The following is a 22,274-nucleotide window of genomic DNA, read 5'->3' on the forward strand; positions in this document are numbered from 1 at the left end:
CCGGCGGTGGCGGCGGTCGCCCCCTACGCCGGCCCGCTGCCTTTCGTCTCCGACCGGCTGGGCGACGACGCCGATCTCGACGCACTCGTCGCCGAGCTCGCCATCGATCATAGCCTTCCCGCCAGCGCCGCCTTCCCCGCCGGCCGCGCCGCCGCGCTCACCCGGCTCGACCGGCTGGTCGACCGGGTGCTGCCGGTCTACGCCGCCGTCCGCAACGACGCGACGCAGGAGATCGGGGCAAGCGGTCTGTCGCCGTACCTTCACTTCGGCGTCGTCGGCCCGCGCGAGGTCATGGCGGCGGTGACCGCGGCAACCGCGGGCACTAGGCACAAGGCGAAGTTCGCCGACGAGCTGCTCGGCTGGCGCGAGTGGTTCCACTATCAGGCGCGCGAGCTCGCCCACCCCGAAAGCTACGATCGCATCGCGCCGTGGGCCGCCACGACGCTCGCCGCCCACGCCGGCGATCCGCGACCCGCGCTCGAGCCGCTTGCCGCGATGCTGCGCGGCGAGACGCGCGACGAGACGTGGAACGCGTGCCAGCGCCAGTTCCTCGCCGACGGCTGGATGCACAACAACTTGCGCATGACGTGGGCCAAGCGGATCATCGCCATGACCCCCGATCCGGGAACCGCTTGGGCGACCGCCTGCTACCTCAACGACCGGCTCAGCCTCGATGGCCGCGATCCGGCGACCTACGGCAACATCGCCGCGACGTTCGGCGGCAGCGCCCCCGCCGCGCGCGACGTGCCGGTCTACGGACGTGTCCCGACGCGCGGCGACGGGTCGATCCGCGGCCGCGCCGACGGCCCGGCGTGGCTGACGGCTGCCGCCGAACGGCCGGTGCCACCGGTGACCATTCCCGACGAGCTTCCCGCAGGCGACTATGTCGGATAGCGCGGCGATCCTGGGCGTTGCATGACCGGACGAGCCTAAGTCGTCGCGGTGCCGTGATCCCAGAAGAGGACGTTCACACGCTTTCCGGCCTCTCCCGCAAGCAGTCGCTCGTTCGCCTCGACACATGATTGCCTCGGTAGGTCATCGTCGACCCGCCGGTGTCTCGCGTCGCGGCTTGACTTCACTTCGACGTGGAAGATCCGCCGATTACCGGTCTCAGCTTCTCGCTCATGCGTACGAATTCCGCTTCGGTCGACGAAGTGAGATGCGGATGCCCTGCCATGAAGCCGGCACCCACGGTGCACTTCGCGTAGTACGTGGCACCAGGCTGAGCGTCGATCTTGAATGTGTCCTTGGCTTCGCTAGCGACGACCAGGTCGTGCGGGCCCGGCGTAACGCTCAGAACAGCGTAGCGGCCGGGAGGCAAGCTCGTGAGCTTCGCTCCGCCTTCATGGACGGCACACGAGATCGCGCCTCCGACCAGAGTGCCCGAGCGGAATACGACCACCTGGGCGGAGTCGGAGCCCGGCTTAGGCACATCCGCGGCGAGAAGCGCGAGAAGAAGCAGCACGGGGCGGCTCAGTTCCTCGGCGTTACGGCGGATACCGGAACGCGCACGGCACCGCCATCCACCTTGTCGAGAACCGGAGCTGGAGCGGATGCCGGCATCGCCGCGGCGGGCGGAGCCGCCGCGGTCACCAGCACCAGCGGTGCAGGAGCGGCGGCCGCCATCTGCAGCGGCACGTCCTCGTCGATGAAGCCCTTAACCGCCGAGCCGGAGTTCACTTTCGCGCTCGTGCCGGTCGTGAAGAACCCCGCGACCGGCAGGAGGGCGATCGCGCCGACGACCGCGCCGGTGCCCGTGACTCCCTTGTCGTCGAACGATCCGCTCATCCTGATCTGGCGACCGTTCACGGTGACGTAGAGGATGCGGGCACCCAAGTGCCCGGACTTGCCCCACATACCCTTGTTGCGAACATCGGTGATCTCGCCGACAGCGGGGCTGCCAGATGGAATCACCGTGACGCCGTTCACCACGATGTTCTCGGCCGCCTCCATCTGGAAGCGCTGCCCCACCCGAAGTTGCTTGCCCTTGGTCGTCAGCTCCTCGCGTAGCCGAAGTGGAACCTCGGTGCCGGTTCTTAGGACGGCGTTGACAGTGCTGGGTGCAGCTATGGGTGCAACCGGCGCCGGACCAAGCACAACCGGTCCCGCTGGAACTTGCGCGAGAGCGACGCACGGCACAAAGACCGTCGCATACGCAAAACCGCGTACATTCATAACATTACCCCCGATTCGACTCGACCCCCTGAGTCCTCGTCCATAGGGGGTGGAGCGACAGGCGGAGTCAAGCTGCCATGCGTAATGCAGACCGAGTGCTAGCGCCGGGAGGAGCACCCCAAAACTGTTCGTTCAGCCGTCCCGATGAGCTGCTCGATAGCGGACATCCGTTCACCTGCTTGAAGCGAAGCATGCAAGCGCTGATTGCTTCATCCGTGTTTGATGGGAGGATGATGCCTTGATATGAACGTTCCGGAACCATCACGTTCTGGCGGCCTTAATGTAACGCCGTGCAATACGCGGAGCCGAATGGCCAAACGAGGAAATAGATATGAAGACAGCGTTTATCGTGTTGGGTGCGCTAATCGCCGTTCCTGCCACAGCGCAGGTCACAACATCGACCACCACGACAAGCCACGAATCGAGCAGCGAAGTGACGCCGCCGTCGCCAGTAGTTCATCATGCTCGTCGGCATCACCATGTTCGTCACCACGCTGTGGCGTCGACCCATGTCACCGCTGTTCATGCGACTGCGCCAGCTGGCGGCTCGACGACGTCGACTGCGACGACCGTCACCCACCAGTAATGTTTATGCCGCCCGTCGCGTTATGTGACGGGCGGCAACACCCCAATGCGCGTAGGCCCTCTACGCGGACAATCAGCCGCGCTAACATTTTTCTATTTCCCGGCCCTCTGTTCATCCGGGCCCCTGCGCTGCTTCCGGCCGCGGCGTTATGTATGGCACGTCTCAAAATGGCAGGGCCTTCTGTGCCCCCTTTAGCTTTGGCTTGAATGGTTAGCGACACCGACGCACACGAGCGGCCATCTCACTACCCAAGAGACCGCGGGCCGTGCACGCTGCCTGATTTGCCGCGCTAAGATCGCCCCTTTATCGCGTGCCGTGCGTGTCCAGGCTTATCCGTTCCATTTTCGTCGTTCTTGTTGTCGCCATCGTCGCGGCGGCGTTGGTGTGGCTGTTACGGCGTCCGCTCACCGACGTAGTCGTGTCCCGTTGGCTGAGCGCGCAAGGCGTTCCGTCGCGCTATCGCCTCGCCGAGCTGTCCGCTGACCGGGTCGTATTGCAGGACGTGAGACTCGGTCCGGTGGCCGCGCCCGATCTGCGGGCCGCCCGGGTCGATGTCCGGCTGCGATGGTTATCGCTCGGGCCGCAGGTCGCAGGCGTAACCCTTGTCCATCTCGTGCTGCGCGCAACGTGGGGGCCCAACGGTCTCAGTTTCGGCGATCTCGACCGGTTGCTGCCGGCACCCGGCGCGCCGCCCGCGCCCCTCCCCGATGTCGACCTGCGGCTGATCGGCGGGCGCGGCGAAGTGACTACCCCGGCGGGGACAATCGCTGTGGTTGGCGATGGCGCTGGGCGCCTGCGCAGCGGTTTCACCGGGCGCTTCGTTCTCGAGCGCGCGCGGCTCGCCGCAGGCGGCTGCAAGGCCCGGATACCGGGTGCTGACATCGCTGTGGCAACCGGACTGTCCGGGCTTACGGTCGTCGGTGACGGACGCCTATCCGACGTCGGCTGCGGGTCGACGGCGGTCGCCGCTGCGACGTGGCGCGGCGATGTCCGGCTTCCGCCCGACCTGTCGCGCTACACTGGCCGGGTCGCCGTGCGGACCGGCGCGACGTCGACCAGGGTGTTGGCATTGGCCGCGTCCAACGGCAGCGTGACCATCGCGGGAGCCACCTCGGGCGGGACGCTCGCCGGGCGCCTCGCCGTGAGCGCGACGGGCGTCCGCATGCCGTCGGCCAGTGTCGGTCGCCTCAGCGCCGACGGCCCCTATCGCCTCGATCCGGCGACTGGCGACGCGACGGCTCATCTCACAGTCGCGCTGGCGAACGCGAGCGCCGCGCTGTCGCCCTCGCGCCTCGACCAGGCCCGGGCACGGTTGCGGGACACGTTGGCCAACCCGCTGGCGAGGCAATTTGTCGCGCGCATCGGCGCGGCGAGCCGTGATTTTGCGGCCACGGCGACGATCGACACGACGCGTCGGCGGCGCATCATCAGTGCCATCGTCACCAACGGCTTCATCACGGCCGCGACCGGCGCGCGCCTCGTGCAACGCGGACGGGCCGAGCTGACTAGGGACGACACCACCTTCGACGGCGGCTTCGACCTCGCGGGAGGCGGGCTGCCGCACGCTGCACTCACCGGGGCGGGCGGTTGGCGCGGTGGCTGGCCGACGGGCTCGGCGTCGCTCGCCATGGCCCCCTGGTCGGCCGGGGGCACGGTGATCGCGGTGCCGGGGCTCGACGCGATCGCAACCGGCGACACGGTTACCCTTACGGGCGAGATTGGCATTTCGGGCTCGATCGGCGGTGGAATCGCCGTCGAACGGCTGCGCCTACCGGTTTCGGCGCGTCTCGACCGCGACGGCGGCCTCATCATCGGCGAGCATTGCCTGCCGGTGATCTGGGGCGGGCTATCTGTCGGCCGCGCGCGTTTGGCGGCGGGGAGGGTCATCGCCTGCCCGGCGGCCGCGCCGCTGCTGACGGCTCGTCGCGGCGTGCTGCAGGGCGGGACACTGATCGGACCCTTGTCGCTGTCCGGCTCGGCGGACGGGGCACCGTTGGTCGCAACCACGACGCCGATCCGTGTCGACCTACGTGGCGCCCGTGTCACGCTCGCCGCGACCGCCATCGCCGGACAGCTCGGCGCCCGGCGGGTCGAGGCAACGGTCGAAGGTATGTACAATCTGGCTGAGGGCCGCGGCGACGGCCGCCTGCGCACGGCGAGGCTCGACGACGACGGCCTGCCCGTGCACATCGACGATGCCTCAGCGAACTGGCGGCTGGCCGGGACGCGCTTGACGCTGGCCGCCGCCGGTGCGCGGATCGTCGACCGCACCGCCCCTGCGCGCTTTCAGCCGTTGCGCGTGGCGGCCGTCGCCGCCTCGCTGGCCGACGGAAAGCTCTCGGCTAAAGGCGAAGTTCGCCTCGCCACCGGCAACGAGCGGCTCGGCACCTTCGACGCGCGAAATGACTTCGGCAGCGGCACCGGCACGGCGACGCTGGCGACCGGCGCGCTGGTGTTCGGGCCGGCGCTGCAACCCTATCAGATCACCGAGTCGCTCCGCGGGATCGTCGCCAACGTTCGCGGGCCGGTTGTAGGCGACGGACATGTCAAGTGGACCCGGGACACGCTCATCTCCTCGGGCACCATGCACATCGACAGGCTGGCGCTGGCGACTGAGGCGCTAGGCCCGGTCGATGGCATCGAAGGCGAGATCACCTTCGACGATCTGCTGGCGTTGACCACGCCGCCGGGCCAGACGCTGCACCTCGGCCGCATTAACCCTGGCGTTGCGGTCGACGATGGCGTCGTCGTATTCCGCCTGCTGGGCCCAACGGCAGCGGCGATCGACAGCATCGTGTGGCCCTATGCCGGGGGCCGTCTCGTTCTAGCGCCGGTGACGATCCGCGACGGCGATCTTCGTCGCGACTTTCTCCTCACCGTCGAGGACATGGACGCGGCGCAATTCCTACAGCGCTTCGACATTAAGAACCTGAACGTGACCGGACGTTTCGACGGGCACCTACCGCTGGCCTTCGCCAACAGCCGGGGGCGGATCACCGGCGGCACCCTGGCGGCGCAAGCCGGTGGCGGCCTCGTCCAGTACGTCGGCGAGGTGGGTACAGCGCAGGTCGGAGCCCCGGCGCGGCTCGCCTTCGACGCCCTGCTACGCCTGCGCTACCGCGACCTGTCGCTCGATCTCGACGGCGACCTCGACGGCGAGCTGGTGACGCAGGTCCACTTCACCGGCAGCAACGAGGCCCCGGCGACGCTCGCGGGACGTCCCGTGCCGATCAGGGCGACCGGCTTGCCGTTCCGCTTCGGGATCACGGTGCGGGCGCCGTTCCGCGCCCTGCTCGGCACCGCAGCGTCTTTAAGCGACGTCCGCCCACTGCTGCGCGCGGCACCCGATCCGGTTCAGCCGAAGTAAAGCGGTGAGCTGTCAAGATCACTCTGCTAACGAGGACCGATGATCACGATGACCGCACGCCGCCGCTTGTTCCCTGCTGCGGTCGCCATGGCGCTGACGTTGGGCGGGTGCATCCAGCTCCGCGCTCCCGACAAGCCGATCGAGATCAACCTCAACGTGAACATCCGTCAGGAGGTCGTCGTCCGGCTCGAGAAGGACGTCGCTGACCTGATCAAGAAGAACCCCGCGGTTTTCTAGGATAGAGCCAGTCGATGATCATTTCCCGAACTGCCGCAGTGGCTTGGTTGATATTGGTCGCCGCATCGGCGCTCGCGCAGGCTGCCGATCCGGTCGTCGAGGAAGCGCGGGCGAGTGGCTTCGCCGGCGAGCAGGCGGACGGTTATCTCGGTGTCATCAAGCCCGGCGGACCGGCCGGGCTGAAGGCGCGTGTCGACGCGATCAACATTCAGCGTCGGGCCATCTTCACCGATACCGCTAGTGCCAAGCCTGGCGTCACTGTCGCCGATGTCGGCGCCGCGGCCGCGTGCCAGCAATTCCGGACCCGGGTCGCGGTCGGGCACTTCTACCGCGATCAGGCTGGCGCATGGCGGCAGCACACTTCGGCATCGCCGGTCGCACTGCCGAGCTTTTGTGGCTGATCGCAATCACTTATGCAGGCTATGATCCTAGTTTTCGAGTAGCTCGATGGCCCCACAGTAGTGATCGCGTGACGCCAGAAAGCGACGTTCACGGCAGCAAGGGCGCTTACCAAAATCGGCCTCTCGTTCAGCTGCCGCGACGTTCCATCGCAAGGCATTATGCGGACGGCAAGAAAGGCGGGCGGCCCCGCAGATAGACAGATGTCGCACCGTGCACTGCCTCTTGACGCGATTGTCCCATATCTCCTGCGCTCTGCGATTGCGTGCCGTCACCGAGGCTACGACAACGTGGGAACAGCATGTGCGACCGGATTTCATTGAGTCGCAGATAACCGCTCTAGATGCGGTTGGATAAGGGGCTCTCCTAATGCCGCTAGGACTATGGCTTGCAACGAATGCCGTCGGTCTCCTCGCCATACCGAGCGGTCTCTGGGCCGTCGCGGTTTGGCGCGCCGACCAGCGGTGGAAGCGGATCAACGCAGCCTTCGAGCGCGTCGCGAGCTTTGACGCAACGCCCGGCACGCGCAACGCCATGATGATCCTTAAATCGCGATCGCGGCCCATCCCATTGTTCGACGCCTCCGCGCCGCTGAAAGATCGTTATTGCCGGGTGTCATGGGGCGACGCCAAGCGAGCGCTAATCCCAACGCAGTTCAATCGCGATACGACGGCTAAGACCAACGCATTGCGCGACTGTTTCGAAGACATGATGAACCGCATGACGCAGATCGAGATGGCAATTACATCGGGCCGCCTTTCTGAAGCGGATGTGTGCCATATCGTCGAGCCATGGGTCCACCGGCTCAATCGATGGGTGGAGGATGACGGCCTGACTCGAAATTTTCGGATTTACCTGTGGTTCGAACATAAAGTAGCAGTACGTCGATTATTTCGTCGCTTCGGCGATGGGATGCAGGTTCGCCAAAAAGAGTGGCTCGCTTTCTGTGCCGAGTACGACGTCGATCCTCATTGCCTAATTGCAGCGGGCCTGACTGAGATCTGAGCGCCGTGATCCCAAAGCCGGACGTTGGAGCTGGCTCAGTGGCGTCTCACTTGCCGACATCTATTCATGCCTCTCCTAGGCTTAACAGCTTGCCCTGACGGCGAAATTTCCGCTTTAAAGCGCAGCCAGTGCTAGCTTTGCCATCTCAAAGTGGGAGCAGAGTTTGCCGATTATCGCCAGTCGCCGCGCAATCCTCGGTGCGGGCCTTACCGCGATCGAGCGGCCCGCGCTCGCCGCCAGGGCGGACGAGCCCGACCTGATCGTCCGCAACGCCTGCATCCATACCGTCGACGACGGCCGCCCGAGCGCGACGACGCTCGCGGTGCGCGATGGCCGCTTCGTGGCCGTAGGCGGCGACGAGGTCGCCGGGCTCGCGGGCAAGGCGACGCGGACGATCGACGCGAAGGGCATGACGATCGTCCCCGGCTTCATCGACTGCCACAACCACGCGAGCGGCGACGTGCTTCTATACGAGGTGCTCGTCGGCAATCCGTTCGACGTCGAGTTTGTCACGATCGCGTCGATCGTCGACAAGCTTAGGACCCGCGCCGCGGTGACGCCGCCAGGGCAATGGATCGACGGCTTTTTCTACGACGATACCAAGGTCAAGGACGGCCGTCTGCTGACCGCCGCCGATCTCGACGCGGTGTCGCGTGTCCACCCCGTCTGGGTCCACCACCGCGGCGGGCACACTGGCTTCTTCAACAGCTTTGCGCTCAGGCGGCCTCGGCGCTCATCGGCGGCGCGATCGGAAAGAGGCTGTCGACGACTACACGCGCTGCGCGGCGCGGCGGCGATGGCCGCGGCGCGCTGTTGGCCGTGGCCGAGGCCTATCTCGCCTTCGCGGCACGAAGGCCGACGCTCTACGAGGCGATGTTCACGATGCCGACCGGACTCCGCTTCGCCGACACCGACACCAGGGCCGAGCTGAGGGACGCCTTCGCGGCACTGGCCGAGGTCGTTCCCTCGCGCGGCGACGTGGACCTTGCGACCGAGACGCTGTGGGCGGCACTCCACGGGCTGGCCCAGCTCGAGGCTTCCGGTAGAATCAGGCTTGGCGCCAGACACGACCGTGTGCGGCTCGTGGTCGAGGCCTTTTTGCGGCTCTGACCCTCAGAACTTGCTGTTGACGTTCTTCCACTCGGAGGAGTTCGGTAGGTGCAGGCGGTAAGCCTAATCGTCGGGACAGTGGCTGGATGGTAGAATCACTGTCTGTCGAACACAAAAGTGGATTCGGCACCCCCTTCTCGCATTTGCCGATAGACGATTTCTGCACCCGACTGCTGGGCTGCGGCCGACATCGTGTTCATGCAGCCGCCGCCGTAGGGGCAGGGTGGCATGGTGCCGCGAAGTTCGACGCGAATGCCCTTGCGCAGCGTCAAGCGGCGAAGCGCCTTCTGCTCGGTGTGCCCGAGCTGATGTGCCCTGAAGTCCTCGGGATATTGCGCGGCCATCCCGCCCTCACTCGCTTCCCACCAGCTCGCGACTTCGTGCCCGTCCTCCTCGACGACGACTTGCAGGATGTGTCCTTGCGGACCGACGACCGCCTGAGCTTCCTCGAAGGTGGCGAACGCTGGGCCGATAGGGTGGGCGAGATCGTGGACTTGGACCGGAAGACCGTTGGGGCCCAGGTTGACCGATGTCGGTACATGCGTTGCGGTCGCGGCGGCAGCAGCTTCGGCCTCGTGCGCCGCGGCAGCCTCGTCGGCCTTGGCGCTGAGTTCGGGCAGCGAGTTGCACGGCGACTCGTCGGAATGTCGGCACCAGGTGTCGGTGCCGGTCTCGCGGTCGTAGGTGTGGACCTCGCCATCGGCGTTGCGGGTCGTCGTCAGCTCGGCGTCGTATTCCGCGCTGGCCGGTCGGTGCAGTCGTCCCGGCTTGGCCACCGCCACTTCCAGCTCGGCGATCTCGCTCTCGACGGTTTTTGCGGCGGTGCCAGTGGCGCGCGCGACCTCCCGAGCGAAGGTGGCCTCGGCCGCTCCTACCGCCCGTGCTTCGGTCCGCGCCACGGCACCGCCGGCGAAGGTCAAGGCCTCGCGTTCGCTCGCCGCGACCCCGGTCAGGTCGCCGGCGTCGACCAGAGCGCCGGCGGCCGTGAGGATGATACTGCCGACCATCGACGAGGGTCCGGTCGACGACATCTTCTGCTCGTGCAGCATCGACTGGTCGGCGTTGTCGCTGAAGGTCTTGGCCAAGGCGACGCCGCCGACCACGGCGCGCATGATCGGCCCCGCCGGCGGCGGCACGAAGCCGACGACGAAGCTGATGACATCCCACAGATCGCCCCAGAAGGTCGTTGGTGACGCCCCCTCCCTGACGATCGCGTCGATGATCTGATCGACCGGCGAGCTGGCGGCGACCCCGAGCTGCGCCTTCTCCAGCGCAACGATCCGGTCGGCCTTGAACACGAACTCGCGGTCTTTCTCCAGCCGCCGCCGGGTATCCTCAATCCTGCGGCTGGCATCGGCGAGACCGTTCGCCAGCATCGCTTGCGCCTGGTCGGCGTGGCTGGCGAGGAGCGTCGGGGCGTCGACGCCCTGAACGCCGTCGAGATGGATGTTCCACCTGCCCAGCAGCCGCTGCAGCCGCACACCGCTCGCCGCGATGCGCGCCTCGGCCGCGGCGCGGGCCTCGCGCGCCTGCTCCTGAGCGGGCATTTGCGAATAGCTACCCGCCCCCGCGCCGTCTTTGGCGCGGGCAGCGGCATTGTCGCGGGCGAGAGCCGCGTCGACGTCAGCAATCCGTTTCCGCTGGCCCGCAATCGCTGCCTGCGTCGCCTTGACATCCTTATCCTGCCGCGCCTGATCGAGCGCCTGGCCGAGATAGCCGTAGCCGATGCCCCGATCCCATGTGCCGATGTAGGTCCGCTGCACCTTGAAGATCGTCGCCGCCGCCTCGTTCAACATACCCTCGGCGGTCGCGTGCAACTCGCTCTCGAGCCCCTCGGCGAAAGCGTCGAACGTCGCGTCCAGATCGGCCTGGTTGTCGAACTGCCCCCAACTGAAGAGGTTCTTGCGATTGGCCTGCGCGGTCCACGAAACATCCCGTTCGTAGCTCTCGCCCTTGGCCCGCGTGACCGCGATCTGGCGGACTTCGTTGTTGACCGTTGCCAACCGCCTGGCCAACGCCAGCAGCCGGGAGCGTCCGGCGACCGCCGTCCGCTCGTCGGCCTGCCGCCGGCCGACGAGGGACAGCGCCGCGTCCTCCGCGTCGCCGGGGACGCCGGCGGTGCCGGCCACTCGGGCGTTCACGGCGTCCCGGTGTTCGAGCAGCAACTCGTTCTCGCTGACATGATAACGCGTCAGGATCCGCGCGACGTTATCTTCTTCGGCCGGATCGGCGTCCGCCTTCGAATGCGAGTCGCGGCTGGCGGCAATGAAGTCGCGCACGTACACCGGCACGACGACGACAGTCATGTGCTCGGCGGAGGGACCATGCCAGACGAAGTTGTGCAGCGGCCTTCCCCGTTCCGACGTCCCGGCATAGTGGTTGAACCTAGGGTTTTCCTGTACGGCCGTCCGGCTCAGCGCATAGTCTCCGGGTTCGAGCTTGTTCTGGTCGAAATCGATGATCTTGCTCGTCCCGTCGGCGAAGTAGGCTTTACCTGACTTGGCGCCTTCGGTGACGACGATCCTGACGATCTCGCCGCGGTCCGGCTGGTTGGCCAGCGGCGTGGCGATCTGGCGCGGCTGGCGGCGGACGACGGGGTCGCCGTCACCCTGCTGGGCCACGTGGGCGAGTTCGTGGGCGAGCAGCCTCCGGTCGCCGGCGCATGTCTCGGGCGCGAAGCCGCCGTCGGCGACGACGATGTCGCGGCCTACGGTGTAGGCGGCTGCGTCAACCGCCTGCGCCGAGGCGGCCGCATGGCTGCCGCGATGTAGGCGCACACTCGCGAAATCGCGGCCGAAGCTGCGCTCCATCTGGCGGCGGGTGTCGGGCGGAAGAGCTGTGCCGGGCGACCGCAGGACCTCGGCGACGATCGGCGGAGTGGGCCTTAGCGCGCCTCCGAGGCGACCTGGCGTACCGCCCGCAGGAAGTCCTTGCCGTTCGGGGATACCTTTCGCCACCGCTCCGCGCCGCAGCCACGCCGGCTCATCGCGTGGGTCTCGGCCTGAGCGACCGACGCGCGACGGCGCAGACGAGACTGGGCCCGGCGCCTCGCCGCGCATGATGTGATCGGCGATCGCGTCGGCCTCTCGCTCGAGCGGATCGTTCACCGCACCTAGCACCGGTTCGGTCATGATCGAACGCGGCGAAGCACAAGCTTGGCTGGAGCGATTGGCCGCTCCTTGGCCCGTCCGCTGTGAGGATCGATCGGACGAACTTGCAATGAGCGCAGCAAACATGACCACGAACCCGCTGACAAGGCGATCGGCCTGCGTGTACCGATGCTAGCCTAGTCGCACGGCCGTCGGGGTCAAGTAGTCTGTTATTGTCGGTCGCCAGCGCGCAGAATGCGGGCGCCAGTCTGCCTTAACATGCATATCGGCTGCGCGGTGCTGCCGCTCTACCTGTTGCCCGCCGCCTGAGCTTACGGCAGATCCAGCTCACGAGCTGTGCATAGGACCGCAACCTGAAATCGGTGCTCAACCCGTCTCAGACACTCAGCGGCGCTTTTCTAGCGCTCTCAGAACCGAACATCGTTTCATACGAGTGCGTCGCCCTTCGATGGACCTTCAGACCAAGCTTCACTCGACATTTCACAAAATCTCCCACATGGCGGAGGTGGATGCCACCGCAACCAGCTAAGTTCACCGCAGCAACGACTACTATTCAAACAAAACAGTGTACGAGTACTAGGCAGTTGATAATAAGCGTCGCTACCCTCGCAATCGACGATGTTGCGTTTATAGACGTTCAGGATCAGCTCGTAGGCGCAGGACTCGGGAAACAGCGACCGCGCATCCACGACAGTCAACACCATGTTCCCGCCGTACCAGCGCGGCCGGGTCGCCCCCTGGGCGACGGCGTCGGCGTAGGTCGGTCCCTTTTCGTCGGCCCCGGCCGCAGCCAGCGTCGTGCCCGGCCCGATCGGGATGAGGGTGACCGGACCGCCAACGCCGTGCTGGAGGCTGAGCGTGTATTCGTCGAGGAATCCTTCGCCATCGCTGGCGGTCAGATCGACCTCGAACGAAAAGGCCTCGCCCGGCGCGAATCGCTGGATGCCGCACGGTTGCAACACGACCCCGTTGAACTTGATGGCTTTGATCGAGGCGTCGGGCCTGGTCTCGGCGGCGGTCGGATTGGCGAAGTACAGCGCGAAGTCGTTGTTGTTGTTCACCCCTTCCGCGTTCGGCTCGCCGCAGCCGGGCAATGACCCCCGCGCCGTCAATGTGCCGTCGGGATTGGCGGTATAGCCGACGACCCGGAACTCGTAGGCCCCGTCGCTGAAATAACCGGCCGACGTCATCACCGCCGTCACATCGACATTATAGGCCCAGCTTCGGCCGGTCATCACATTGCCCCAGTTGAACGGCGGGCTGCTCACGTCCTGGAAATGCTGACGCCCTTCGTAGACGGTCACCGCTTCACCGCCCGCCACCTTCGGGAGCGGCGGAAACGGTACCCAAATCCATTGATTTGGATAAGGCAAAGTCGCGTCGAAATATTGACGGATGAATTCCTGGGGCGCCGCGGTCGGAACGGGCGACCATACCTCACTACTTGGACAAGCGAGGGCGGGACGGTATTCGAGGCCGTAATGGTCGGCGACCGCGCTCGACCCGAACTGGCCCGAAATGTACACCGAACCGGTAAAGGGCCGGTCACGCGAGCCAGGGTCGGCGAGCCCGCCGAGCGCCGTATCGCAGGTCAGCCCGATCTCGCTCGCCGGAACGTCGCACGCCTGCGTGAATAGGAAGCAGCCACCTTCCGGCTGTCCCGTGTTCGGTGGGATCGTGCAGGCGTCGGGACTGGCGATGAGCGTGACGTTGAGGTGGGTCGGGATGTTGAGCCGGACGTCCCACACCGACTCGTCGACGATCACCTTGCCGAGGCCGCCGCAGGTCTGGGTCGCCTTGAAGATAATGTCGGGACCGCAGTCGAACCACGGCGTCCACGGCCACCACGGCCACAGGCGCAGACGCTCGAACTTAGGCACGTCGGGCAGGCTGGCGAGCAGCTTCTCGCGCAAAGCCGGCAGCGTGGCCGGCGTCAGCGCGCTGACCGACCCGACGGTGCGCCGCGCCGGGCCGCGTCCCGGCGGGTCCGGCTGCGGGTTGAAGTCGGCAAAGTGCAGCTGCAGGCGCGGGTCGGGCCGCGAGATGCGCAGGCCCGGGTTGAGCGCCAAGATCGGTTGAATCCGGTCGACCAACTCCGGGTCGAGGCGCCATTGGCGCAGGTCCCACCAGTACCAGGGCAGCCAGCCGCAGCACCAGGTGAAGCTGATTTCGAAATAACCGCTGGCATCGGTGATGGCCGAGCCCACCGCGGTCGACGACGACCACCACCAGAACCAGTTGACGTCGGAGGCGGTGACCTGTGCCCCGGGAACCGGATTGCCGTCGGTCCCGTAGAGATGCCCGGTGATGGTGAATTGCCGGCACCAGCGTCGCCACCACAGCCAGATGTGCGGTGCGACGACGATCGGATCGACGTGGTAGGAAGCGACGTCGCCACGCCCGGTCGGCCGGACGGTGACGGTCGGCGTATCGCGCCGAAAGAGATCCTCGGCCGACGCGTGCTCGGGGCCGACGGCGATGGTCACCGGTCCGCGCACGTCGAGGTCGAAGGTGGCTTCGCCGCGGCCGGAACCGACCACGACCAGCTCGCGGGTCTCCGGTCGTCCACGTCGCTGCTCCCTCCGCGCTGCTCTACCCCGGGCGTGTCGCGATCCACGTCGTTCCCCGGCCGATCGGACGAACCGCTCCGTTAACAATCGCGCGTCACGCCGCGGCCGGCGCGGCGGCGGTCTGAACGCCGTGGAAAAGCGTCCGCATCCGGCCGCCGAACCGCAAGTCGAGGACGAGGCAACCTCGACGACGGACCTTTGACATGTCGTCTGGCGATGACCTCGCCGCGTTGTCGACGATGTCGCTGGCCGAGCTGCGCGCGGCGTGGAGAAGGCAGTACAAGACCGACGCGCCGCGGAGCAGCGCCGACCTCCTCGCCCGGGCCTCCGCCGCGCGGCGAGCGAGGCGGGCGTCCACGGTTCTTTGAGCTGAAGGTCCGCAGTCGCAGGACGGTGCCAACAAGAGCGTCTCGATTGAGCGCCAGTTGCTCGCCGCGCCGCTACGGCCCATCGCGGTCACCTCGCCATCGTTCTTTCGGCGCTGCTGATCCAGCTAAGCTGCGGGCTCGTTTGCCCCGCCGGTCGGCCCGCCCCTGCCGCCCCTATACGCGCCTTATTGTCGCCCGATATTGAGTTTGGCGATGACTAACATAAGTTATACTTAACCCACATCATGATATACCTGTATACTAGATCAATATGTCTCGCAAACACTGTTTTTTGTACTGTCGAGAATCTTTACATTACCGATCCGTTACGGTTGGTTAAGCAATTGATAAAAAACACCTGACGTTGTTGGCATGGAATTTGCGTCGATCGATTTTGCGGAAGTCATTGGTTCTACGAAAGTATCGTCGAAAGCGTAACGAAGCGCGAGTTCTCGTACGTAAGGAAGCTTAAACATGTTTAGTAAAATCAACGTGGCTATCGCCCTTTTCGCGTCGACCACCGTCGCGCAAGCTTCGACGATTGCCGCTCAACGTGTGGCGCTCGATCTTGGTTAGGTCGCAGCGGGCTAGGTTCTGCTGGTAGATTTCGACGCTACCGCAGAGGATGGCGGAGGAGTCCCCGAACCGGCCGGCTGTTGATGATCACAGGCTTCGGGCTCGTCGGTCTCACGGCGCGTCGAGGGCGGCGCGACACGCCACCGGTCGTTCTGTGATCAACCTACAGCAGCAGGTCGTACTGGATATGAAAAAAAGGAAGCGGAACTATGGCGGACGCAATTTCTGAAGAACTGTCGGATGTCTTCCGGGACATTTTCGACGACAATGATCTGGTGGTTCATCGCCATACGTCGGCAAAGGACGTTGCCGGGTGGGATAGTCTCCGCCATCTTCGTCTCATCTTGGCTGTCGAGTGCGCCTACCGATTGCGACTGCCATCAACCAAGGTATCCGGGCTCAAGAATGTCGGCGAATTGGCCGATCTGATTGACCGCCTGCGGACGCGTGCGGCTTAACGTGGCGGGGCCCGCAGTATGAACCGCGATCACATCGAACATCTTAGATGGCTCCCTCTGCCGCCGGCGGATTTCCGTGCGCAGATCAGATTGGTTGATGCGACCGACGCGCCCGGTCGCCAGCTTCAGCGGCTGGCCGCCCATGCGCTCGGAATCAGCCAGCTGGAACGGCTGGCCGACAAGATCGACCGTTTGAGAGACGAGGGTCGCGACCTCGCGCCGCTTACGTGCTTCAGGCTCGGTCTGATCGGGAACGGTACGCTCGACTTCCTCGTTCCCGCGCTGATCGTTAGTGCCGCACGTCACGGGATCGTCTTGGAATGCGTTCGCGGCGCTTACGACCAAGTTCTGCAGGAAGCGCTTGATCCGTTTTCGGCAATCAATGCCGGAAAGCTCGACGCGGTGCTCGTCGCCGTCGATTACCGAGCGCTCCCTTTGCGCGAATGCCCCGGCGACCCGGTCGCAGCCGCCGAGAGCGTCGCCGCGACCCTCGATCAGCTCGCGATGATCCGGGGCGCGCTCGAGACCAACGGCGGCACGACGGTTATCCTGCAGACGCTGGTGCCACCGGTGGAGAGCCTGTTCGGCAATCTCGACGGGATGGTGCCGGGATCGGTGCAATCGCTCGTGGCGCAAATCAATGCCGGGCTGCTTGCGACCAGCGCAACGCGAAAGGAAATAATCCTAGATGTTGCTTCGCTTGCATCGACGCTGGGGATCGCCGAGTGGCACTCGCCGGCTCAATGGAACATGGCTAAGCTGCCGTTCGCCGACCGCTTCATTCCGATCTACGCCGAACACGTCGCCCGCATCCTCGCCGCGATGCGCGGGAAAAGCCGGCGGTGCCTAATCCTCGACCTCGATAACACCGTCTGGGGCGGGATCGTTGGCGACGACGGCCTGGAAGGGATCAAGACCGCCGAAGGAGACACGGAAGGAGAGGCTCATCTCGCCGTGCAGCGTCTCGCCATCGCGCTTCGCTCGCGCGGAGTGGTGCTGGCCGTATCGTCAAAGAACGAGGACGTGACCGCCCGGCTGCCGTTCCGCGAGCACCCCGAGATGCTACTGCGCGAGAACCATATCACCGTCTTTCAGGCGAATTGGAACGACAAGGCAACCAACATTACCGCGATCGCGAAAGAACTGTCCCTTGGCCTCGACGCGATGGTCTTCCTCGACGACAATCCGGCGGAGCGGGCGCTGGTCCGGCAAACGCTACCTGACGTCGCCGTGCCAGAATTGCCCGACGATCCCGCCATGTACGCTCGGGTCCTCGGAACCGCGGGCTATTTCGAGGCCCTCGCGTTTTCGGACGATGATATGAAGCGCGCCCAATTCTACGAAGGCAACGCCCGTCGCGTTGCCCTGCAGGCCCAGGTGGCAGACCTCGACGCCTATCTCGCTTCACTGGACATGCAGATCGTGTTCGAGCCGTTTGACAAGGTTGGCCGAGCGCGAATTGCGCAGTTGATCAACAAGTCCAACCAGTTCAACTTAACCACGCGCCGCTACAGCGAAGCGGAGGTCGCCGCGACGGAAGTAGACCCGCGCGCCTTCACCCTGCAGGTCCGGCTCGCCGATGCGGTCGGCGACAACGGCATGATCTGCGTCATCGTCTGTCGCGAGGCCAGTCCTTGCGTTTGGGACGTCGACACCTGGCTGATGAGCTGCCGCGTGCTCGGTCGGCGCGTCGAGCAGATGGTGTTACGCGAAATCATTCATCATGCCCGCGAGCACGGCATCGACCGCTTGATCGGCCGCTTCCTGCCGACCGGGCGCAACATGATGGTCCGCGACCATTATGCGAAGCTCGGCTTCACCATGGTCGACGAGGCTGCCGACGGCGCGACAACGTGGAGCCTCGACCTGCCGTTCGAGACGGATGCCGCGCCGATGACGGTGACCCGCAAGGGCTTCGAGATGGTGCTGGCGTGACCGGCCGCGACCTGCCGCCCCGCTGGAGACTCCCGCGACGCGATCTCTACATTCTGCCACTGATCGCCCTGCTGACGCTGCTGGTCATGAGCGGCGGCGCAGAGCTGATAGCGCGAGCCGCATATCCCGTTCAAATGGATATATCGTGCACGCTACACACCACGCGGGGCACTCGCTTCCGACCGATGTGCGTCGGGCTTAACAAGGCGGTCGACGGGCCGTGGGTCGAGAACCGGTTCAATGCCTGCGGTTATCGGACGGCGGAAAACTGTGCGGTGACGCCAGCGACGCGGCTGCGAGTCGCCGTCGTCGGCTCGTCGATCGCCCGTGGCCAAGGAGTGGCGTATGCCGATACCTTCTCCGCCCGAGCCAGCGCCGATCTAAGCCACGCCTGCGGGCAGACGGTCGATTTCCAGAACCTGGGCAACACCGCCGCCGACCTACTGCGGCTCGACAAGCGTATGGCGGAGGTGGTCGCAATCAAGTCGCGCGTCGTCATCATGCTTTTGACGCCGTACGACCTGCAACACCTCGACGACGTCGATATCTTAGTTCCCGGAGCGCATCTGCCCAAGCCCAAGCCCTTCGGTCTGGTCGACGTCATGGGGATGCTGCGTTCGTCGCACTTATTCGACGTCGGCCAGCACTATCTCTATCTCGACCCCGCCATTCAGGTCACCGCCTTCGTCCGCAACGGCGTCGACGACATGAACGGCTACGTCGTCGCCCCGCTGCCGCCGAAGTGGAAATCGCGCGTCGAGCAGATCGACGCCCTGCTCAAGAAGATGACCGCCGTGACCACGCCAGCAGGCATCAAAGTCGTCCTCGTCTACGTTCCGCGGCGCGTCCACGCTGTGCTTGAGATCCCGCGGTACGCCATCGCCAAGCTCGACGTCCACATCCTCGACCGCGAGCTGCAGGCGGCGGCGCACGCGAACGGGGCAGAGTTCATTGACACCACGCCGAATTTTGCCGCAGCGCGAAATTTCAACTCGTTGTTCTACATCGCCGACGGCCATCCCAGCGGCGACGGCCATGCTTTAATCGCCAAAGCGGTCGAGGCGCGGCTCCTCCAGATGCCGACATTCCAGTCCTGCCACGGCACCACGTTGGCCGCGCGATGACCGTGCCCTCCTTTCAGTTTCTAATCCTCGCGGTGCTGAGCGCCGTCGCCTTCAACTGTTTCAGCTCGCCGTGGTGGCGCGCGCTCATCCTGCTCGCGCTCAATCTCTTCTTTATTCACACCTTCACCAGCAAGCTCGTGCTCCTACTACCGTACGCGGGCTTTCTCCTCCTGGGGTATGTCGGCGTTCTCTTGCGCCGATTGAGGGCGCGATGGACGGCGTGGATCTTCCCGATCACAGTCCTGCTGGCTTTCGTCTGGCTGAAAAAATATCTTTTTATTCCCGACGGGCTTATGCTTCATTCGGTCTATCTGACGATCGGCTTGTCGTATGTCTTTTTTCGCGTCATGCACCTCGTCATCGATGGTTGGGAGGAGGTGCCGCGCGGAGCGACGGGGCTGCTGTCCTACGTCAACTACACGCTGAACTTCACCAGCCTGATCTCGGGCCCGATCCAGCGCTACGACGACTACCGGTCGTTCGAAAACGAACCCCTCCCGCTCGACCTGCCGATCATTGGCCGAGCTTGCGAACGCATCGTCGTCGGCTTCTTTAAGGTCTATATCGTCTCCAGCCTGCTCCACGGCTTACAGGCACATCATATCGCGGCGCTGGCCACGGCACAGGCGTTGCCGGCGCAAGTCTGGGAAGTGATGCTCGTGATCGGCATCTATCCGCTGTATCTGTATTTCAATTTCTCCGGCTATACTGACTTCGTTATTGGCTGTGCGCGCCTGTTCCGCATCGAGCTGCCGGAGAATTTTCGTGCGCCGTTCGCCGCGCTGAACTTCATCGACTTTTGGAGCCGTTGGCACATCACGCTATCGCGGTGGCTCAAGGACTATGTCTACAGCCCGCTGCTGCTGACCGCGATGCGCCGGATCCCGGCCCCAGAGGTGCTCCCGCTCCTTGCGATGGGCGCGTATTTCTTGACCTTCTTCCTCGTCGGTGCATGGCATGGACAAACGTCGGAATTTCTTATCTTCGGCCTGCTTCAGGGCGGAGGAGTCGCCGGCAACAAATTCTATCAGGAAGCAATCGCCGCGCGCTTGGGGCGTGACGGCTATGAACATCTGTCGAACAACCCGGTCTACATTGCCCTGTGTCGTGGCTTCACGTTCACTTGGTTTGCCTTTACTCTACTCTGGTTTTGGACTTCCTGGGCAAAGATGACGGCCTCAGTTGCTCACACGCAGGCGATGGCAGTGCCATTGTCGCTTGCTTTGCTCTTTTCCGCGGCGACGCTTGCGATGGGCATGGCTGCCATCTTCGCCAGATGTGCCTCTCGCGGTCGCGTGATCCTATCGCTATTAGCTTCGCGTTATGCCCGTACGGCGTATGCAACCGCAATGGCGACCGTGATCATCGTCTCGATTGTCGTTATCGCCGCACCGGCTCCCGAGATCGTGTACAAGGCTTTCTAACCCGGTACGCCGACGAAGGCTACGGCGGGTTCGCGGTGTGAGCGAGCAACAGCAAGGGGGCGCGGCGCTCGCCGCTCGATCTCTACATTGGCGAGAACCAACACGACGTCGTCGAAGCTGCTCTACAATGCCTCGCCGGTTACGCCCGAGGGGCTGGCGGTGTTGTCGGGCTTCGCACTCACCGGTCGCGAAGGCTGGGGATGCCGGCGAGCACCGCGATCAGCGCCGCGATCCTCTTGCGCGCCGACAACCTGTCCACCTCGCCGTGGCTGATCTACAATGCCGAACAACGTCGGCGGGACCACCACCTTCCGACTGACGGTCTCTAACATTGGTAAGATCAACGTCCTCGCCAGCACGTCGACGACGTCTGACGTAGTCAACATCAGCGTTGCTGGCGTTTGAACGCAAGCACCTGGCTCTGAATTTTCTTCTTGGTCGACATCAGCACTGGCGTCGCCAAGGTTTATCAAACGACGCGCCCATCGCTGCCAGGCAGCGACCAACGTCGGCACTTTCAACTGGTCGCATACGCTGCCGACGATGCTGGCGGCCGGCGGCACGTCCCTGCTCGGCCCGGCGTCCACCGCAATGGTAGGCGGGTTCGGCTATACGATGCTGTCGAACAGCTTCATCGACTGGTCGGTCGCGGCGAATCGCTCGGCGTTCAAGGACGGATGGAACAATCCATTCGCGCGGACGCCGTACAGCAGCATCGCCGGCACGGGCATCGCACCGTACCTCGAGGTTCACGGATCGAAGGGGAATCTTGATTACGGCGAGGCAAACCCCGCCAATCCGAAGACGCTGATGATCCAGAGTTGGCGCGCGCGGTGGATATTGAAGTGATCGACTGGATCGAGCTGCGTGATTTGCTTTGGAGTTGTGCTCACCCCTATTCGGGATATAAGAACGCTAGAGGCCTAGCTGTCGCTCGCTCACCCTTGCCGCTTACGCCAGCTGAGACGCCGCAGATGCAAGCAACGACGAGAAACGCCACAAACATTATTTTGGCAATAATCAACGCTACCAACGTTTTTACGCAATGATACCAACTCGATAAGGGTTATTTAAACCAACATCTTACGCTAGATCAAGCTGTCGGCTTAAAATAAAAATGCTGACGCCTTCCCCTATCACGACCTTGCGACCGAGTGATTAGCTGCGGAGTGTCCATGAACCTCAGGAACATAAAATCGCGCTCGGCCTTATCTTCCGATTGATTCACAGTCGCGGGGCGGTCGCCCCCCTGCTGACCGTCTATACATCGCCAGCGAACCTGCAGACGGCCAACGCGGCTCCCGACACGATCATCCGCGAAACCTAGTGTCGGCAATAGCCGCTTCTTCAGAACGACCAATCTGTATCTAACATGGTGCGGAACCGCCTTCGAAGAGCTTGGTGAGTTTCGACACGGAGAGTGCGATCACCGGTTACTTCAAGCTTTGTTCTGCTGTTCGTGCGCAAGCTACGCGCCTATTGCGGTGCGGGGAAATAGACTTTCAGGTCGAGAGGTGGAAGTGTGTGCCCGCCTGGTATCGCGTATATGCGGCTAGAACGAGTTGAGGGTTTGTTTCACCGTTGGCGACGTCAGGCGATCAAGGCCAGCACTGGGATGTAGGTTCGGCGTGCAAGTCTTACGTTTCCGCTTGCCACGACTGCGGCGATGTCCGCGCCCAGCACAAATGGCAAGCGCGCTAACGCCATTCAGATCTGCGGGGCCGAACGCGTAATTCTCAGGCGCGTAGCTGCCGACGGGCCATGCGTGAGAAAGGGCAATTACGCCTCCTAAACGGCCGTGAGCAGAAAGGCTGCTATCCCCCCCCCCCC

General features: G+C 64.5%; 15 protein-coding genes and 1 pseudogene. 12 read left to right on the forward strand and 4 right to left on the reverse strand.

Features of this window, described 5'->3' with window-relative positions; genetic code table 11:
- A pseudogene (locus HUV01_RS01970) lies at positions 1 to 894 on the forward strand (deoxyribodipyrimidine photo-lyase); the annotation flags it as partial.
- A 181-nt stretch (positions 895 to 1,075) separates the two neighbouring features.
- Here the strand turns inward: HUV01_RS01970 and HUV01_RS01975 are convergent.
- Together HUV01_RS01975 and HUV01_RS01980 are read right to left on the reverse strand one after the other, a co-directional pair.
- Positions 1,076 to 1,465 carry a DUF2846 domain-containing protein gene (locus HUV01_RS01975; protein WP_174296647.1) on the reverse strand — a complete coding sequence of 130 codons (390 nt, stop codon included), beginning with the start codon at positions 1,463 to 1,465 and terminating at the stop codon, positions 1,076 to 1,078.
- An 8-nt stretch (positions 1,466 to 1,473) separates the two neighbouring features.
- Entirely contained in the window at positions 1,474 to 1,953 is a 480-nt protein-coding gene (locus tag HUV01_RS01980; RefSeq protein WP_174296648.1) for a hypothetical protein, read from the reverse strand.
- A 1,127-nt stretch (positions 1,954 to 3,080) separates the two neighbouring features.
- On the opposite strand from HUV01_RS01980, the gene HUV01_RS01985 reads away from it, so the two are divergent.
- The 6 genes from HUV01_RS01985 to HUV01_RS14870 all read left to right on the forward strand — a co-directional run bounded on the left by HUV01_RS01985 (position 3,081) and on the right by HUV01_RS14870 (position 8,879).
- Positions 3,081 to 6,128, forward strand: a complete 3,048-nt coding sequence (locus HUV01_RS01985; protein ID WP_174296649.1) for an intermembrane phospholipid transport protein YdbH family protein — start codon at positions 3,081 to 3,083, stop codon at positions 6,126 to 6,128.
- 48 nt (positions 6,129 to 6,176) lie between these two features.
- Complete coding sequence (locus HUV01_RS01990) at positions 6,177 to 6,365, forward strand: YnbE family lipoprotein (RefSeq protein WP_174296661.1); 189 nt, start codon at positions 6,177 to 6,179, stop codon at positions 6,363 to 6,365.
- A 14-nt stretch (positions 6,366 to 6,379) separates the two neighbouring features.
- Complete coding sequence (locus HUV01_RS01995; protein ID WP_174296650.1) at positions 6,380 to 6,766, forward strand: YdbL family protein; 387 nt, start codon at positions 6,380 to 6,382, stop codon at positions 6,764 to 6,766.
- A 367-nt stretch (positions 6,767 to 7,133) separates the two neighbouring features.
- Entirely contained in the window at positions 7,134 to 7,769 is a 636-nt protein-coding gene (locus HUV01_RS02000; RefSeq protein WP_174296651.1) for a hypothetical protein, read from the forward strand.
- 163 nt (positions 7,770 to 7,932) lie between these two features.
- Positions 7,933 to 8,700, forward strand: a complete 768-nt coding sequence (locus HUV01_RS14865) for an amidohydrolase family protein (protein ID WP_217430868.1) — start codon at positions 7,933 to 7,935, stop codon at positions 8,698 to 8,700.
- Entirely contained in the window at positions 8,589 to 8,879 is a 291-nt protein-coding gene (locus HUV01_RS14870; RefSeq protein ID WP_217430869.1) for a TetR-like C-terminal domain-containing protein, read from the forward strand. Before HUV01_RS14865 ends, HUV01_RS14870 begins: the two co-directional genes overlap by 112 nt.
- A 95-nt stretch (positions 8,880 to 8,974) precedes the next feature.
- Here the strand turns inward: HUV01_RS14870 and HUV01_RS02015 are convergent, their stop codons facing one another.
- Complete coding sequence (locus tag HUV01_RS02015; protein WP_174296654.1) at positions 8,975 to 12,010, reverse strand: eCIS core domain-containing protein; 3,036 nt, start codon at positions 12,008 to 12,010, stop codon at positions 8,975 to 8,977.
- A gap of 404 nt (positions 12,011 to 12,414) precedes the next feature.
- Positions 12,415 to 14,529, reverse strand: a complete 2,115-nt coding sequence (locus HUV01_RS02020; protein WP_174296655.1) for an Ig-like domain-containing protein — start codon at positions 14,527 to 14,529, stop codon at positions 12,415 to 12,417.
- Positions 14,530 to 15,712: 1,183 nt separating this feature from the next.
- On the opposite strand from HUV01_RS02020, the gene HUV01_RS02025 reads away from it, so the two are divergent.
- From HUV01_RS02025 to HUV01_RS02045, 5 genes are all read left to right on the forward strand, one after another.
- A complete protein-coding gene (locus HUV01_RS02025; protein ID WP_174296656.1) occupies positions 15,713 to 15,961 on the forward strand; it encodes an acyl carrier protein in 249 nt (82 codons plus the stop codon).
- 18 nt (positions 15,962 to 15,979) lie between these two features.
- A complete protein-coding gene (locus tag HUV01_RS02030; protein ID WP_174296657.1) occupies positions 15,980 to 17,896 on the forward strand; it encodes an HAD-IIIC family phosphatase in 1,917 nt (638 codons plus the stop codon).
- Positions 17,893 to 19,020 (forward strand): SGNH/GDSL hydrolase family protein, encoded by a 1,128-nt coding sequence (locus HUV01_RS02035; RefSeq protein ID WP_174296658.1) that lies wholly within the window; start codon positions 17,893 to 17,895, stop codon positions 19,018 to 19,020. Before HUV01_RS02030 ends, HUV01_RS02035 begins: the two co-directional genes overlap by 4 nt.
- Positions 19,017 to 20,444 carry an MBOAT family O-acyltransferase gene (locus HUV01_RS02040; RefSeq protein ID WP_174296659.1) on the forward strand — a complete coding sequence of 476 codons (1,428 nt, stop codon included), beginning with the start codon at positions 19,017 to 19,019 and terminating at the stop codon, positions 20,442 to 20,444. The genes HUV01_RS02035 and HUV01_RS02040 overlap by 4 nt, the downstream gene beginning before the upstream one ends.
- A 543-nt stretch (positions 20,445 to 20,987) precedes the next feature.
- Positions 20,988 to 21,293 carry a hypothetical protein gene (locus HUV01_RS02045; RefSeq protein WP_174296660.1) on the forward strand — a complete coding sequence of 102 codons (306 nt, stop codon included), beginning with the start codon at positions 20,988 to 20,990 and terminating at the stop codon, positions 21,291 to 21,293.
- Positions 21,294 to 22,274 lie beyond the last annotated feature (981 nt).

This window comes from Sphingomonas bacterium, assembly GCF_903643035.1.
Classification (GTDB): Bacteria; Pseudomonadota; Alphaproteobacteria; order Sphingomonadales; family Sphingomonadaceae; genus Sphingomonas.